The 15,693-nt window shown below is 68.9% G+C and carries 18 protein-coding genes; 14 read left to right on the top strand and 4 right to left on the bottom strand.

Features of this window, described 5'->3' with window-relative positions:
• Positions 1-79: 79 nt before the first annotated feature.
• Entirely contained in the window at positions 80-898 is an 819-nt protein-coding gene (locus tag BAU07_RS14510; protein ID WP_066658976.1) for an IclR family transcriptional regulator, read from the bottom strand.
• Between the two features lie 307 nt (positions 899-1,205).
• Here BAU07_RS14510 and BAU07_RS14505 point away from each other — a divergent pair, with 307 nt between their 5' ends.
• From BAU07_RS14505 to BAU07_RS14470, 8 genes are all read left to right on the top strand, one after another.
• On the top strand, positions 1,206-2,018 hold the full coding sequence (locus BAU07_RS14505) for an enoyl-CoA hydratase (protein ID WP_232338134.1): 813 nt from the start codon (positions 1,206-1,208) through the stop codon (positions 2,016-2,018).
• 112 nt (positions 2,019-2,130) lie between these two features.
• Entirely contained in the window at positions 2,131-3,030 is a 900-nt protein-coding gene (locus BAU07_RS14500) for an SDR family oxidoreductase (RefSeq protein WP_066658973.1), read from the top strand.
• Between the two features lie 3 nt (positions 3,031-3,033).
• The gene (locus tag BAU07_RS14495) at positions 3,034-3,714 is read left to right on the top strand and encodes a 3-oxoacid CoA-transferase subunit A (protein ID WP_066658971.1); all 681 of its coding nucleotides are present in this window, start codon (positions 3,034-3,036) and stop codon (positions 3,712-3,714) included.
• Entirely contained in the window at positions 3,698-4,405 is a 708-nt protein-coding gene (locus tag BAU07_RS14490; protein WP_066658969.1) for a 3-oxoacid CoA-transferase subunit B, read from the top strand. The genes BAU07_RS14495 and BAU07_RS14490 overlap by 17 nt, the downstream gene beginning before the upstream one ends.
• Before the next feature lie 12 nt (positions 4,406-4,417).
• Positions 4,418-5,404 (top strand): NAD(P)H-dependent flavin oxidoreductase, encoded by a 987-nt coding sequence (locus tag BAU07_RS14485; RefSeq protein WP_157122243.1) that lies wholly within the window; start codon positions 4,418-4,420, stop codon positions 5,402-5,404.
• Between the two features lie 22 nt (positions 5,405-5,426).
• A complete protein-coding gene (locus tag BAU07_RS14480) occupies positions 5,427-5,888 on the top strand; it encodes a MaoC family dehydratase (RefSeq protein ID WP_066658968.1) in 462 nt (153 codons plus the stop codon).
• Positions 5,889-5,890: 2 nt separating this feature from the next.
• The gene (locus BAU07_RS14475) at positions 5,891-6,271 is read left to right on the top strand and encodes a Zn-ribbon domain-containing OB-fold protein (protein ID WP_066658967.1); all 381 of its coding nucleotides are present in this window, start codon (positions 5,891-5,893) and stop codon (positions 6,269-6,271) included.
• A 1-nt stretch (position 6,272) separates the two neighbouring features.
• Positions 6,273-7,430, top strand: a complete 1,158-nt coding sequence (locus BAU07_RS14470; protein WP_066658964.1) for an acetyl-CoA acetyltransferase — start codon at positions 6,273-6,275, stop codon at positions 7,428-7,430.
• 12 nt (positions 7,431-7,442) lie between these two features.
• Here the strand turns inward: BAU07_RS14470 and BAU07_RS14465 are convergent, their stop codons facing one another.
• Positions 7,443-7,739 carry an Rdx family protein gene (locus BAU07_RS14465; RefSeq protein ID WP_066658963.1) on the bottom strand — a complete coding sequence of 99 codons (297 nt, stop codon included), beginning with the start codon at positions 7,737-7,739 and terminating at the stop codon, positions 7,443-7,445.
• Entirely contained in the window at positions 7,736-8,635 is a 900-nt protein-coding gene (locus tag BAU07_RS14460; RefSeq protein ID WP_066658962.1) for a LysR family transcriptional regulator, read from the bottom strand. The genes BAU07_RS14465 and BAU07_RS14460 overlap by 4 nt, the downstream gene beginning before the upstream one ends.
• Positions 8,636-8,730: 95 nt before the next feature.
• On the opposite strand from BAU07_RS14460, the gene BAU07_RS14455 reads away from it, so the two are divergent.
• Both BAU07_RS14455 and BAU07_RS14450 read left to right on the top strand, forming a co-directional pair.
• Positions 8,731-9,495, top strand: a complete 765-nt coding sequence (locus BAU07_RS14455) for a sulfite exporter TauE/SafE family protein (RefSeq protein WP_066665453.1) — start codon at positions 8,731-8,733, stop codon at positions 9,493-9,495.
• Between the two features lie 85 nt (positions 9,496-9,580).
• Complete coding sequence (locus BAU07_RS14450) at positions 9,581-11,083, top strand: NAD(P)H-hydrate dehydratase (RefSeq protein ID WP_232338133.1); 1,503 nt, start codon at positions 9,581-9,583, stop codon at positions 11,081-11,083.
• On the opposite strand, the gene BAU07_RS14445 is transcribed toward BAU07_RS14450, so the two are convergent.
• A complete protein-coding gene (locus BAU07_RS14445) occupies positions 11,063-12,127 on the bottom strand; it encodes an alpha/beta hydrolase (RefSeq protein ID WP_066658958.1) in 1,065 nt (354 codons plus the stop codon). The genes BAU07_RS14450 and BAU07_RS14445 overlap by 21 nt on opposite strands.
• Positions 12,128-12,573: 446 nt before the next feature.
• On the opposite strand from BAU07_RS14445, the gene modA reads away from it, so the two are divergent.
• The 4 genes from modA to BAU07_RS14425 all read left to right on the top strand — a co-directional run bounded on the left by modA (position 12,574) and on the right by BAU07_RS14425 (position 15,640).
• Positions 12,574-13,293: a molybdate ABC transporter substrate-binding protein gene (modA, locus tag BAU07_RS14440; RefSeq protein WP_415830305.1), complete on the top strand. Its 720-nt coding sequence runs from the start codon at positions 12,574-12,576 to the stop codon at positions 13,291-13,293.
• 81 nt (positions 13,294-13,374) lie between these two features.
• Positions 13,375-14,055 (top strand): molybdate ABC transporter permease subunit, encoded by a 681-nt coding sequence (gene modB / locus BAU07_RS14435; protein WP_066665452.1) that lies wholly within the window; start codon positions 13,375-13,377, stop codon positions 14,053-14,055.
• Positions 14,055-15,170, top strand: coding sequence for a molybdenum ABC transporter ATP-binding protein (modC, locus tag BAU07_RS14430; RefSeq protein WP_066658954.1), 1,116 nt, complete (start codon positions 14,055-14,057; stop codon positions 15,168-15,170). The genes modB and modC overlap by 1 nt, the downstream gene beginning before the upstream one ends.
• A 92-nt stretch (positions 15,171-15,262) precedes the next feature.
• Entirely contained in the window at positions 15,263-15,640 is a 378-nt protein-coding gene (locus tag BAU07_RS14425; protein ID WP_232338132.1) for a winged helix-turn-helix domain-containing protein, read from the top strand.
• Positions 15,641-15,693 lie beyond the last annotated feature (53 nt).

Here is a 15,693-nt window from a genome sequence, read left to right as displayed (position 1 = left end):
TGCGGCGTGAAGATTCAGGTCCATAAATTGGACTTCGGCGAGGCCTCTGGCCGTGCGCGGCCCGATCTGCGGATGGGCGCTAGACCAGGCGTCCTCGTTCCATTTGCCTGCGCAGGTCGGCTTCGATCGATCCGACGGCGTCGCCCAGGCAGCGCACCACCATCTCCAGGCGGTCCTTGCCCAGCCTGGACGCCAGCGTCGATACGCTGATCCCCGCGGCCGGTGTACCGTCCGGATAGCGGACTACCAGCCCGACGGAATGCACCGGCGGCTCGTCCATGACCTTGTTCGTCGCGTAGCCGCGCCGGCGTGTCGCCGCGATGCTGGCGCGCAGCTGCGCTTCGGTGTATCGCGGATTCTTGCGTTGCGTGCGTTCGACGTTGATGCGGGATATGCGCTGGATATCGTCGTCGGGTAGCGCGCTCAAAAGAGCGAGTCCGCCGGCGCCAACGTTCAGCGGGCGGTGGCGGCCAACGTCATGGACGAACATCTTGATCGGAAAGGAGCCGTCGGCCCGCGCCACGCACACGCCGTCGAAGCCGGACCGGACGGTCATGAAGACCGTATCGCCCGTATGTTCGGCGACCGCCTCCAGATAAGGGTGGCATATGTCGCGCAATGCCAGCTTGGGCGCGGCCGCCAGGCCCATCTCGTAAAGCAGCGAGCCCAGGTAGTAGCGTTTGCTCTGGCTGTCCTGGCGAATCAGCTGCTCGGCGATCATGCCTTGCAGGATGCGGTGGGCGGTGGGCCGTTCCAGGCCCGTGCGACGATACAGGTCCACCAGCCGGCTGCCGCTGCGGTTGTGGGCCGTGATAAGCCGCAGCAGCGCTACGGCGCGATGCAAGGTCTGGGTGCCCGCGGCCGCACACGCGGCAGGGCTGGACTGTGTCGGATTCATGGGCCTTGCTCCGGCAGTGTTCCGAGTCGGGAGCGCGCCGCCACGGTCTCGCGGGCTTCCGTGGGACGGCCGGGACATTCTATATGTTGGACTTCGACCGGTGGAAGGTGGCGACTGCGTTGCACAGGTGGCTGGCGTATCCCTTTCTCGATATGTGGACCTTTTATTGGGACGTACGCATGCCGTGGCGTGCAGCTTCCCCTAGGATATAAAAAAGGGCGCGCCGCCAGGCCGGCGCAGAACAGCGAGCCCAGCACGAAAAAAAGGATGGAGGCGAAGTACCAGGATGGGACGGGAAGGAGACACGGTGACGAACACCCACGACGCGGGATTGCGGCAGGAACGCGAGGGCGCGGTGCTGGTGCTGACGTTGAACCGTCCGGAAAGGCGCAACGCGCTGAGTCCGGCGCTGTACGACGCCTTGCTCGACGCCCTGCATGACGCGGCCGGCGACGCCGGCGTGGGCGCGGTCGTACTGACCGGAGCGGGCGCGGCGTTCTGCGCCGGCGGCGACGTAAGTCGTATGGCCGAGGCGGCCGCGGCGCCGGCGATGTCTTTCGAGGACAAGCTGAACGGATTGCGGCGCCGCGCCGGCATCTGCGAAACACTCCATACCATGCAGAAGCCGACCATCGCGATGATGCGCGGGCCCGCCGTGGGCGCGGGGCTGAGCCTGGCGTTGGCCTGCGACCTGCGCTATGCCGACACCACGGCGCGCCTGCGTACAGGCTTCATCGACGTCGGCTTGTCCGGCGATTTCGGAGGGCATTACTTCCTGCCGCGGTTGGTCGGCATGGCGAAGGCGCGCGAACTCTACCTGACATCTCCCATGCTTGACGCCGCGACCGCGCTGTCGCTGGGATTGCTCAATGCGGTGCTGGCGCCCGACGCGTTGCAGGCGCGCGTCATGGATGTGGCGGGACGGCTGGCGCGCGGGCCGCGCACCGCCATCGCCCACATGAAGGCCAACCTGAATGATGCACTGCATCTGTCGCTGGCCCAGGTGCTGGACAGGGAGTCCTGGCGCCATGTGCGGTGCACGCAGACCGCCGACCATCGGGAAGCGGCGCGCGCCTTCGTGGAGAAACGACCGCCGCGCTTCGGCCAGGCGGGCGATTGAGCGGCACCGACCATGAAGGAGCGGGGCTGGGCGGACGGGTGCGCGGGATCGTGTCCCGCGCGCGGGCGGTGTGGCGCCGCTTGGCGACAGGCAAAAACAACAGGAGCACAGCATGAGCAGGTTATGTGAAGACCGCGTGGTAATCGTGACCGGCGCGGCGCGCGGCATCGGGCGCGAATATGCGCTGCAATTGGCGGCGCACGGCGCCAAGGTCGTGGTGAACGACCTGGGGGCGGCGCGCGATGGCATCGGCCGGGACCTGTCGGCCGCGCAGGCCGTCGTCGACGAGATCCGCGCCGCGGGCGGCATCGCCATCGCCAACGGCGATGACGTGTCGGACTGGCAGGGCGCGCGCCGCATGGTGGAGACCACGGTCGAACATTTCGGCGGCCTGCACGCATTGGTCAACAACGCCGGCATCCTGCGCGATCGCACCCTGGTGAACATGGAGGAAAGCGAGTGGGACGCCGTCATCCAGGTCCATCTGAAGGGGACGTTCGCGCCCTCGCACCATGCCGCCGCGTATTGGCGGGCGCTGCAGAAGGAATCGGGCCAGCCGGTGAATGCGCGCATCATCAATACTTCTTCATCGTCCGGACTGTTCGGCAACATCGGCCAGTGCAACTATGGCGCGGCCAAGGCCGGGATCGCGGCCATGACGATCATCGCGGCGCGCGAGCTCAAGCGCTATGGCGTCACGGTGAATGCCATTTCGCCGCATGCACAGACCCGCATGACCGAAAGCCTGCGCGAGCGCACGCCGGAGGAGATCGCCGCCCGCCATCCGCGCTGGATCGCCCCCGTGGTGGTGTGGCTGGCCAGCGCACAGAGCGAAGAAGTCACCGGCCGCCTCTTCGAGGTGGGAGGCGGCTTCCTCGCCGCCCTGGAGGGGTGGCACCGTGGGCCGGAGGCGGAGCCGGTGGACGACCCCGAGCGCATCGGCCCGGTCTTGCTGGACCTGGCCCGGCGGGCGCGCCGCAATGCCGATATGAAAGGCAAGGACCTGGACTGAGCCATGATCGACAAACGCGTCAAATGCATCGCCGATGCGGTGGCCGGGGTCAGGGATGGCGACGTGCTGCTGGTGGGCGGCTTCGGGACGTCGGGCCGCCCGGCGGCGCTGCTGGCGGGCGTGCTGGAGCTGGGCGTGCGCGACCTGACCATCGTGGCCAACAACGCGACCATCGGCGCCGATATCGTGGGCGACCTGATGCGGGCCGGCCGCATACGCAAGATGGTGTGTTCGTTCCCGCGCGGCCTGCAGGGCCGGACCATCTTCGACGAGCTCTACGCCGCTGGCAAGATCGAGCTGGAACTGGTGCCGCAAGGAACGCTGGCTGAACGTATCCGTGCCGGCGCGGCCGGTATCGGCGGGTTCTTCACCCGCACCGCCGCGGGCACGCGGCTCGCCGAAGGCAAGGAAACGCGCATCATCGACGGCCAGGCGTACGTGCTGGAAGCGCCGCTGCGTGGCGACGTGGCCCTGATCAAGGGGCTGCGCGGAGACCGGTGGGGCAACCTGGTGTACCACCGCGGCGCCCGCATCAACAATCCCGTGATGGCCGGCGCCGCCAGGCTTGCCATCGCCCAGGTCAGTGAAATCGTCGAGTTGGGTGCGCTGGATCCGGAGCACATCGTCACACCCGGCAATTTCATCGACAGGCTCGTGGAGGTGCCGCATGAAGAAAGGACTTAGCCGCCAGGACATGGCGCGGGCCGCCGCCCAGGATATCCCGGAGGGCAGCTGCGTCAACCTGGGCATAGGGGTGCCCACGCTGATCGCCGACTACGTGCCTGCCGGCCGCGAAGTGCTGCTGCACAGCGAGCAGGGCCTGCTCGGCCTGGGTCCCGCCCCGGCGCCCGGCAACGAGGACCCGGACGTGCTGAATGCCGGCAAACAGTTCGTCACGCTATTGCCCGGTGCATCGGTATTCAGCCACAGCGATTCCTTCCTGATGGTGCGCGGTGGCCACATCGATATCGCCTGCCTGGGCGCCTTCCAGGTGGCGGCCAATGGCGATCTCGCCAATTGGAGCACCGACGCCGAAGGCCAGATCCCCGGCGTGGGCGGCGCCATGGACCTGGCCGCGGGCGCGGCGCGGGTATGGGTGCTCATGGAACACTGCCAGAAGTCGGGTGAGCCCCGCATCCTGGAGCGATGCACCTATCCCCTGACTGCCGCGGCGTGCGTCGACCGGATCTATACCGATCTGGCCGTGATCGAGGTCACGGATACCGGACTGGTGGTGACCCGCATGGCCGAAGGGCTGGACTTGCCGGCCTTGCAGGCCCTGACCGATGCCCCGCTGACGCTCAGTCCGCAATGCCGGCCCTACCGTCCCTTTCCGGACGAACCGGCGGGGGCGCATGGCGCCGCCCGCGCTTAAAGGAGTGTGACGGTGCAAACCGCTATTACCCGATTGCTCGGCATCGAGCATCCCATCGTCCAGGGCGGCATGCAGTGGGTCGCCCGCGCCGAGCTGGTGGCCGCTGTGTCGAATGCCGGCGCGCTGGGCGTGCTCACCGCGTTGACGCAGCCATCGCCACAGGCGCTCACCGATGAAATCGCACGCGTGCGGTCGATGACGGACAAGCCCTTCGCGGTCAACCTGACCTTCCTGCCGACGCTCAAGCCGGTGCCGTATGAGGCCTACCGGGACGCCATCATCGATGCGGGCGTAAAGATCGTGGAGACGGCCGGCAACAACCCGGCGGCCCACATGCCCGCCCTCAAGGCCGCCGGCATCAAGGTCATCCACAAGTGCACGACGCCGCGCCATGCGCTCAAGGCGGAGCAGATCGGCGTCGACGCCGTCAGCATCGACGGCTTCGAGTGCGCCGGCCACGTCGGCGAGGACGATATTCCGGGCCTGATCCTGATCCCCGCGACGGTGTCGAAAGTCAGCATCCCGGTCATCGCCTCGGGCGGTTTCGGCGATGCGCGTGGCCTGGTGGCGGCCCTGGCGCTGGGCGCCGAAGGGATCAATATGGGCACGCGCTTCATGTGCACGCAGGAATCGCCGGTGCACGACAACATCAAGCGCACCATCGTGGGCAGTACCGAGACCGACACCTGCCTGATCCTGCGCAGCCTGCGCAACAGCAGTCGCGTGGCGCGCACGGCCTTGGCGCAGAGCGTCATCGACATGGAAAAGGATGGCGCCGGTATCGCGCAGATCGGTCCCAAGGTCGCCGGGGGCAAGGGCCGGCGCGTCTACGAGCAGGGCGACGTGGAAGAGGGCATCTGGACCGTGGGCATGGTGCAAGGTCTGATCGACGACGTGCCCACCTGCGCGGACCTGGTGCGGCGCATCGTATCGCAAGCGGAAGTGCTGGTGCGCGACCGGCTGTGCGGCTTGCTGGCGCCCGCGCTGGCCACGGCCTGAACCGAAGGAGGAGGAGAAAGTGATGGAAGTCGATACCCCTTATGACCTCGAGCAATACGTCGGCAAACCCCTGGGGTGCAGCGACTGGATCGAAATCGACCAGGCGCGCATCGATGACTTCGCCCGCGTATCCGGCGACGATAACTGGATCCACGTCGATGTCGAGCGGGCGCGCCGCGAACTGCCGGACGGCAAGACCATCGCCCACGGGATGCTGACCCTGTCGCTGGTGACGCACCTGGGCGCCACGATCTGCCGGGTGCGGGAGCGCGCCCGCGGCGTCAACTATGGTTCCAACAAGGTGCGCTTTACCGCGCCGGTGCAATGCGGCGCCCGCATCCGCCTGCACCGTACGCTGGAGCGCTACGAGCCCATCGAAGGCGGAGCCCGCCTGACTTTCGGCAACCGTGTCGAAATCGAAGGACGGGAACGGCCGGCCATGGTGGCCGAAACGATATCGGTGATGTACGCGAAGGGGAAGTGACCATGAAGGCAGACGCACAGTCGCCGTACGCGGTATACCTGGCGCACCTGCGGGCGGGCCGGCTGGCGTACCAGTACAGCCCGGTCGCCGGCAAGCCGGTGTTCTTTCCGCGCGTGCTGTGCCCGTACTCCGGGCAGGACTGCCTGGAATGGCGCACCAGCCAGGGCTGGGGCACGGTATACAGCACTTCCGTGGTCTACCCGCGCAAGGGCGAGCCCTACAACGTCGCGCTCGTCGACTGCGACGAGGGCTTTCGCCTGATGAGCCGCGTCGAAGGAGTGCCGCCCCTGCAGGTGGCGATCGGCCTGCGGGTGCGCTTCCGGCCGCACGAGGCAGAGGCGGACGACGACGATCCCTATCCCGTATTCACACCGGCTGGTTGATATGCAGACACTTACGCAAGACCGCCGCGCCGTGATCGTCGGCGCCGCGGAATCGGACCTGGGTGAAGTCGGCCCCGGCTTTTCGGCCATGGACCTCATGGCGCAGGGCGTGCAGCGCGCCCTGGCCGATTGCGGTCTGGGGCTGCGGGACGTCGACGGCCTGTTCTGCGCGACCACGCAAAGCCGCATGGCAGGCCTGGCGCTGGCCGAATACCTGAACCTGCCCGAGGCCTACATCGAATCCAGTTCGACGGGCGGTTCTTCGTTCATGGGGCATCTGGCGCGCGCCCGGCAAGCCATCGCCGCGGGCGCCTGCGAGGTGGCCGTCATCGCCTATGGCAGCACACAGCGTTCGCTCGGCCGCAGGAATACCAGCCCTGCGGAACGCAATCCCTACGAGCACCCCTTCAAGCCGTTCCTGCCGCCCACGGCGTATGCCCTGGCGGCGGCCCGCCATATGCACGAGTTCGGCACGACGCGCGAGCAATTGGCCCAGGTCGCGGTGGCGGCGCGTGAATGGGCCATGCTGAATCCCGTTGCCTGGGAGCAGGCCCCGTTGACGGTGGAAGAAGTGCTGGCGTCGCGCATGGTCAGCCATCCGCTGACGATACGCGATTGCTGCCTCGTCACCGACGGCGGGGGAGCTATCGTGGTGACTTCCGCGGCGCGCGCCCGGCACCTGGCCAAACCCGCCGTGCATCTGCTGGGAGCCGGCCACGTGACCACGCACCTGACGATATCGAACATGCCGGATCTGGTCCGGACCGGCGCGCAGCGCTCCGGCGAGATTGCCTACGCACAGGCGGGCCTGCGGGCCGCCGATATCGACGTGGTGGGCGTATATGACGCCTTCACCATCAACACCATCCTGTTCCTGGAGGACCTGGGCTTTTGCGCCAAGGGAGAAGGTGGGCCATTCGTCGGGGGGGGCCGCATCGCGCCGCGCGGCAGCCTGCCGGTAAATACCAATGGCGGCGGCCTGTCCTACTGCCACCCTGGCATGTACGGGCTATTCCTGCTGATCGAAGCGGTACGCCAGCTGCGCGGGGAATGCGGGGCGCGCCAGGTGGCGGATGCCGAGGTCGCGCTGGCCCATGGCAACGGCGGTGTACTGTCGTCGCAGTACACCGTCATCCTGGGCGCATCGCATACGGGGTGAAACCGCCTGCCGTCATCCGGCGGCCTTGCGGTCCGCGTGGCCCAGATCGCGTCCGGGGTCGATGCGGTCGCGCACGGCCTGCTTCAGTGTCTTCGCGTCGGGGAAGCCGGACTGTACTTTGCGGTCCCACAGCAGCACGCCGTCGCAGTGCACCTGGAAAATGCCGCCGGTGCCCGGGACCAGCGCCACCTCTCCCAGGTCCGTGCCGAAGGTGGACAACAGTTCCTGGGCCATCCATGCCGCGCGCAATAGCCATTGGCACTGCGTGCAATAGGTGATGGTGACGCGGGGCAGGGCGGACGGGCTCATGACGGTTCTCCGGCTTGCGGTTGCAGCGCCTGGATCAAGGCGCGCGCGTAATTGGGCAAGCCTTCCATGGTACGCACGCACAGCATCAATTGCCGGTCGGCCCAGGGCTCGTCCAGTATAAGCAGCCGGATGCCGGCGCGTCCGGCCCATCGACGTGCCGCCGCCTCGGGCATGATGCCCAGCCCGGCGCCCTGCGCGACCAGCCGCGCCACGGCGTCGAAGCCCTGCACGCGCACACGAGTGCGCGCGCGGCGGCCGGCACGGGCGGCCTGGTCATCCAGGTATACGCCCAGGGCGGTGCTGGCGGGCAGGCCGATATGATCGTGGTCCAGGGTCTCGGTGTAGCGGACGCGGGCGCGGCGCGCCAGCGCATGGCCGCGTGGGGCCAGCAATACCAGGCGGTCGCGGCGAAAGGGCGTGGCATGCAGGCCGCTAAGGTCCACGGCGTCGGAGACGATGCCCACGTCCGCCGTGCCTTCGCGCAGCTCGGGCAGGATGCGATGGCTGGGCTGTTCCTGCAGGTCCACATCGATATTGGGATGCACCCTGAGGAAAGCGCCAAGCGGCTCGGGCAGGTGTTCCGTGACCGCCGCGGTGTTGCAGAGCAGGCGCACCCGGCCCTTGAAACCGCTGGCGTAGTCGCCCAGGTCTTCCTCCATGCGATCGACGTGTTGCAGCAGGCTGCGTGCGTGGTAAGCCAGCGCCTGGCCGGCCGCGGTGGGCCGGACCCCGCGCCGGCCGCGCAGCAGCAGGGGCGTGCCCAGCGAGGCTTCCAAGCCGCGCATCCGGGCGCTGGCGGAGGCCAACGCCAGATGGCAGCGCGCGGCGCCGGCCGTGATGCTGCCGCTGTCCAGCGTCTGCAGGAATAGTCGCAGGTCGGTCAGGTCGAAGTGCATTGTCGGGCTCCAGGCGCTCAGCCTGCGGCAGAACCGAAGGCTGCCTCAGTGTAATGCGACTTTGCAAGGACGTCGGCGCGCGGCATCATGGCGGCATGAACACGCTACTGGATTTCTACCGCGATGGCGGGACGGGCCTGATCCTGCTGGTCGCCGCGAGTTTTTGCGTGGCCGGCCTGGTGAAGGGAGTGATCGGGCTGGGACTGCCGACGGTTTCCATCGGGCTGCTCAGTGTGGCTATGGCTCCGCCGCAGGCTGCCGCGTTGCTGATCATTCCCTCCATGGTGACCAATGTCTGGCAATTGGCCGTCGGCGGCCGCTTCCTGTACCTGATGCGGCGCCTATGGCCCTTGCTGCTGGGAATCGTCGTCGGCACCTTGGGGGTGGGGATCTGGCTGGCAGGGCGCGAGACCGCGTGGGCGGGCCATGCCCTGGGCGCCGCCTTGATGATCTATGCCGCCGTGGGCCTGAGCGGGGCGCGGCTCAGCGTGCCGCCCGGCGTGCAGGCTTGGGCGGGACCGATCGTCGGCGCGACCACCGGCGGCATCGCTTCGATGACAGGGGTCTTCGTCATCCCGGCCGTTCCATACCTGCAGGCGCTGGGGCTGGATAAGGACGAACTGGTGCAGGCCATGGGCCTGGCCTTCACCGCCTCCACCATCGCCCTGGCCGGCGACCTGATACACGGCGGGCAACTGGGCGGCCGGGAGGCCTGGGCCTCGCTGCTGGCGCTGCTGCCGGCCTTGGCCGGCATGATGGCGGGGCAATGGCTGCGCCACCGGGTCAGCGCGCCGACGTTCCGGCGCTGTTTCTTCGTGGGCGTGGGAGCGCTGGGGCTGCATCTGCTGCTGGCCGGCTAAGGCGCGCGCACCGGCGGCAGTGCGCTACAGTCTGTGGATGCATAGGCCTGCGTGGCCGCAGCCCCAGCATCCCAGGAGCCTCACAGTGGTCGATCAAGCGGCGGATTACCCGGCGAAGCCTTCAATGGACCGGCGCGCGCATGCGCTGTTGACGCCGCGCGAAATGGCGCAGGCCGACCAGGCCGCCATGGCCGGCGGGCGGCCCGGCGTCGCCTTGATGGAAGATGCCGGCCTGGCCGTGGCCCGGGCCGTCCAGGCGCGCTGGCCGCGCCAGCCCGTGGCGGTCCTCTGCGGTCCCGGCAATAACGGCGGCGATGGCTTTGTCGCCGCGCGCCATCTGGCGGCGGCGGGGTGGCCGGTCACCCTGGCCCTGCTCGGCGGCCGCGACGCGTTGAAAGGCGACGCGGCCCATCATGCCGCCCTGTGGCCGGGGCCGGTGGTGCCGCTGGCGCCCGACGCGCTGGATGGCGCCACGCTGGTCATCGATGCGATATTCGGCGCCGGCCTGGCGCGGCCTGTCGACGGCGTGGCCGCCGCGACCTTGCAGGCGGTCATCGACCGTGCGCTGCCGGTTTGCGCGGTCGATACGCCCAGTGGGGTGGACGGCGCCACCGGCGAAGTGCGCGGCATCGCCGCGCCGGCCGATATCACCGTGACCTTCTTTCGCAAGAAGCCCGGCCACCTGTTGCTGCCGGGACGCGCGCTGTGCGGGGAATTGGAAGTCGCGGATATCGGTATCCCGGATGCCGTGCTGGATGCGATCGCTCCGCACACCTGGGAGAACGCGCCGGCCAATTGGATCGCGCGCTTCCCATGGCCCCGGCTGCAGGGCCACAAGTATGCGCGCGGCCACGCGCTGGTGCTGGGCGGCGCGGTGATGACGGGCGCGACCCGCCTGACCGCGCTGGCCGCCGCGCGCATCGGCGCGGGGCTGGTCACGGTGGCCGCGCCCAGCGCATCCTGGCCCGTCTATGCCGCCGCGCTGACCAGCGTCATGGTGCTGCCTTTGGGTGGCGAAACCCGCTTCGAGACTTTGCTGGCGGACACGCGCAAGAACGCCATCGCGATCGGCCCTGGGGCCGGCGTATCGGCCGCGACGCGCGGTCACGCGCTGGCCGCGCTGGCGACCCGGCGCGCCGTGGTGCTGGATGCGGACGCCATTACCGCGTTCTCCGATACGGCGCATACGCTGTTCGACGCCATACGCGGCCCCTGCGTGTTGACGCCGCACGAAGGGGAGTTCGGACGCCTGTTCCAGCGCGTGGGCCCGAAGCTCGCGCGGGCGCGCACGGCGGCGGCGCGCTGCGGCGCGGTGATCGTGCTGAAGGGCGCGGATACCGTAATCGCGGCGCCGGACGGCAGGGCGGCGATCAACAGCAATGCGCCGCCGGACCTGGCCACGGGCGGCAGCGGCGACGTCCTGACCGGAATGATCACGGGCTTGCTGGCGCAGGGGATGGCGCCTTTCGATGCGGCGTGCGCCGCGACGTGGATACATGGCGCGGCGGCGGCCGCGCACGGGCCCGGCCTGATCGCGGAAGACCTGCCTGCACGCATTCCGGATGTGCTACGGACCCTGAAGGGATAGCTGCCGCGAGGCGGGCGCGGGCGTCGCCGGCGCTACCGTGGGCGCATGGCGCTCGGCGCCGCTGGGCAGTGCCGCCACCATGGGCGCGCGCATCCAGGCGGCGATGTCCCGCCATACCGTTTCTGCGTTCAGGTCGCGCAACAGCATGTGGTAGCCGTCCTCGTACAGCGCCACGCGCGGCCGGCTATCGACCGGCGCGGCGGCGAACCGCCGCAGCGTCTCGTCGACCACGCGTTCGGGCAGTACCTGCTCGTGCCGCCCGAACAGCACCAGCAGCGGTACATCGGGCGGCAGGTCCGGCAGGGCGGCTTCGGCCTGGCTCATCAGGTCCACCAGGCCTTTCAAGGCATCGATGCGGGTACGCTTGAGCACGAGCGGATCCCTGCCCAGGGCGCGCAGCATGTCGATGTTGTCCGACGGCATTATTTTCAGGCCACGCGGCGGCTCGACCACCATGCCGGGCACCGTGCTGTAGCCCAGCCAGAGCGTGAAGCGGTAGAACGGATTCATGACGTCCCGCCCCCACATGGCGGGCGCCGACAGGACGGCGCCGGCGATACGCCGCGCCAGCGGCGCTTGCGGGCCGACGGTGCGGGCGGCCAGCGCCGCCGCGACGACGGCGCCGCCCATGCTTTCGCCCAGCACGTAGACCGGCAGCCCCGGATGGGCCGCCTTCACCGCCTCGACCGCCGCATCGAGATCGGCGATCAGGGTGGGCGTGTCGGGCCAGATGCCGGGCCGCGGGCCGGCGCCAAAGCCGCGTTGGTCATAGGCGTAGGTGACGATGCCCTGGGCTGCCCAGTAGTGCGCCGCCTGGTCGAAGGCGTTCGAATAGTCGTTCATGCCATGCAGCGCCACCAGGGCGGCCCAGGGCGCCTGGTCCATGGGATTCCACGTGCGCAGCGGCAAGCGCACGCCGTCCACGGTGGTCAGCGCCTGTCCGGAGATGGCCGGCGTCGCCCGCGCCGATCCCATCGGCTGGTAGCAGGTCGTGCATCCCGCCAGGGCGAGAGCGGCCAGCGCGGGGACAGCGCGCAGCCACATTGCCGCGGCTCGGCGTGCGCGGGCGACGACCCGGCTCCGTGCGGGGCGGAACGGGAGAGCGAGGCGGACCCGGGGAAAAAGCACGGACATGAACGGAAAGGGAGTGGCAGGACAGGGACAGGCAGCAGGCATGGGCGCCACACATGGCGCAACGTCGTGATTCTAAATGGCCTACGGGCCGCCCGTGCGTTGCGGGCGTTGGCTGCGGGCGCTACCAACGCGCCTGACCAACGCCTGAATCGCCGGGTACGTGGTTGCGATGACGGGCTGGGCGATTCGGCCGATCCTGCGTACTATATCGTCCGTCGTATCTGGCCGTGCATAACGGTCCGTCATCGCCGGCATGGCGTCCGCCCGGCCCATGCTCCTATTCGCGCTAAGCCGCCTCGCGCGGCTGGACAGGAATCTTCATGCACTTGCGCTTCGTTCCACTCGCGTTTTCCATCATGGCCGCCGTCTGCGTCACGCCGTCCCGGGCGGCGGAAGTCCAGGCGGCCGTGGCGGCCAATTTCACGGCGCCGATGAAAGCGATCGCCGCGGCGTTCAAGGAAAGGACGGGGGATAGCGTCGTCGCCGCCTATGGCGCGACCGGACAGTTCTATGCGCAGATCCGCAATGGCGCGCCTTTCGAAGTCTTCCTGTCCGCCGACGACGCAACGCCGGCCAGGCTGGAGCGCGAAGGGGCGACGGTTCCGGGCTCGCGCTTCACCTATGCCACGGGCGCGCTGGCGCTGTGGTCGGCCAAGTCCGGGTACGTCGACAAGGAAGGGCAGGTCCTGAAGCAGAACGGCTATGCGCACGTGTCGATCGCCAATCCCAAGACTGCGCCATACGGCCTGGCCGCGATGCAGACGCTGGAAAAGCTCGGCCTTGCCGACGCGCTGCGCGGCAAGATCGTCGAAGGGCAGAGCATCGCGCAGGCGCACCAGTTCGTCGCCACCGGCAATGCCGAACTGGGCTTCGTCGCCTTGTCCCAGATCTACAAGGACGGCAAGCTGACCGGCGGTTCGGCGTGGATCGTTCCAGAATCCCTGCACGAACCGATACGCCAGGACGCCGTTATCCTGGCCAGGGGCAAGGACAACCCCACGGCGCGCGCCTTCATGGATTTCCTCAAGGGGCCGGAAGCCGCGGCTATCATCCGCTCCTATGGTTATCAACGCTGAAACGGCCGCCGCCTGCGCATCGGGCAGGCAGCGCGCGCGTCTCGACCCGCAAGGATGCATCCGCATGAAGGGCGCCGATCCATGGTGCTGAACGCCGAGGACGCGGCCGCCATCTGGCTCACGCTGCGCCTGGCCGCGCTGACGACCGTGTTGCTGCTGGTCGTCGGTACGCCAGTCGCCTGGTGGCTGGCCCGCACACGCTCGCGCTGGCGCGGGCCGGTCGGCGCCGTCGTGGCGCTGCCGCTGGTGCTGCCGCCTACCGTCATCGGCTTCTATCTGCTGCTGCTCATGGGGCCGCAAGGCTATATCGGCCGCTTCACGCAGGCTATCGGCATCGGCACGCTGCCTTTTACCTTCGCCGGCCTGGTCGTGGGGTCGCTGGTCTATTCGCTGCCTTTCGTCGTGCAGCCGTTGCACAACGCTTTCGTGGCGATAGGCCGGCAACCGCTGGAAGCGGCGGCCACCTTGCGCGCCGGACCCTGGGACCGCTTCGTCACCGTGGCGCTGCCGCTGGCCCGCCCCGGCTATCTGGCGGCCACGGTGCTCGGCTTTGCCCATACGGTCGGCGAGTTCGGCGTCGTGCTGATGATAGGCGGCAATATTCCGGGCAGCACGCGGGTGGTCTCCGTCCAGATCTATGACCATGTGGAGGCCCTGGAGTACGGCCGCGCCCATTGGCTGGCCGGTGGCATGGTGGTGCTTTCCTTCGTGATCCTGCTGCTGCTGTATGCCCGGCGCAGCGACCCCTGGGGAGGACGCTGATGCCGGCGGATATGAATGGCAACGCCAGCGGTACGGGTATCCATGCCTGCTTCCGGCTCGAGCAGGGCGGTTTCATCCTGGACGTGGACCTCCACATGCCGGGGCGTGGCGTGACGGCCCTGTTCGGGCCGTCCGGGTCCGGCAAGACCAGCCTGTTGCGCTGCCTGGCCGGACTGGCGACGCCCCGTAGCGGTTATCTGCGGGTCAATCGCGAAATCTGGCTGGACACGGAACGCGGCCATGCGGTGCCCAGCCACCGCCGCGCGGTGGGTTATGTGTTCCAGGACGCCAACCTGTTTCCGCACCTGGACGTGCGCGCCAATCTTCACTATGGGTACGCGCGGGTGGCCAAGGCCGAACGCAAAGTGCAGCCCGACGACGCCGTGGCGCTGCTGGGCATCGGCCACCTGTTGCAGCGCCGGCCCGCCAGCCTGTCCGGCGGGGAGCGCCAGCGCGTGGGCATCGCGCGCGCCTTGCTGACCAGTCCGCGGTTGCTGCTGATGGACGAGCCGCTGGCCGCATTGGACGACAGGCGCAAGCAGGAAATCCTGCCTTACCTGGAACGCCTGCACGACGAACTGGACATCCCCGTCGTATACGTCAGCCACGCGGTGCAGGAGGTTGCCCGGCTGGCCGACCACGTCGTATTGATGGAAGAGGGCCGCGCCATCGGCAGCGGCCCCATTGGCGCCACTTTCGCCGACCTGCGCCTGCCGCCGGCCCTGGCCCAGGACGCTGCCGTGGTGGTGCGCGGCGTGGTGGACAACTATGACGCCGTGTATCGCCTGCTGGCCGTGGCGCTGCCGGGCGGTGCGGCGACGTTGCGGGTGGTGCACGATGCGGTGCCGCCGGGCCGCCCCATGCGGCTGGTCGTCAAGGCCCGCGATGTCAGCCTCGCCTTGAGCCGGCAGCAGGACGGCAGCACGCTGAACGTATTGCCGGCTCGCGTGGAGAGTTGCGTGCCGGCCGACAACCCGGCGCATGTGATGGTCCGGCTGGACGCGGACGGCACGCCGCTGCTGGCGCGCATTACGCGCTATTCCCACGACCAGCTTGCACTGGCGGCCGGCAAGCAGGTGTGGGCGCAGATCAAGTCGGTATCCCTGCTGGCCTGACGGGCCGCGCCCGTGCACGCGCGCCCGATCATGCCGGTGTCTCCGTGCCGTCAACGCCCTCGTGTATTCTTGCCTGCATGGTGACTTCCCGGATGCCGACACAGAAGACCGCCACGCCCGCCGCCCAGCCCGAGGTGCGTTTCCGGCTGCGTATCCGCCAGGGCGATCTGCTGGCCATCGGACCGGGCAAGGTGGCCTTGCTACAGGCCATCGCGGCGCATGGGTCCATCACCGCGGCGGCGCGCAGCCTGGGCATGTCGTACCGGCGCGCATGGCTGCTGATCGACGAATTGAATCGCGCCCTGGATGCGCCCGCGACGCGGTCGGGACCCGGCGGGCCGGCGGGCGGAGGCAGTGCGCTGACTCCCGTGGGCGAGCGCATCGTCGCCCTCTACCGCGACATCGAGACGCGCGCCCACGCGGCCTGCGCCGGACAGATCGCCGAACTGACCGCGCTATTGAAACGTTGACCCGGGACGCACAGGCGCCGGCGCGGCGTACTGGAACGTTGGCGCGGCCCGGT

Origin of the sequence: Bordetella flabilis (assembly GCF_001676725.1) — a bacterium.
GTDB lineage: Bacteria > Pseudomonadota > Gammaproteobacteria > Burkholderiales > Burkholderiaceae_B > Bordetella_C > Bordetella_C flabilis.
This window is presented reverse-complemented; position numbering and strand designations above follow the sequence as displayed.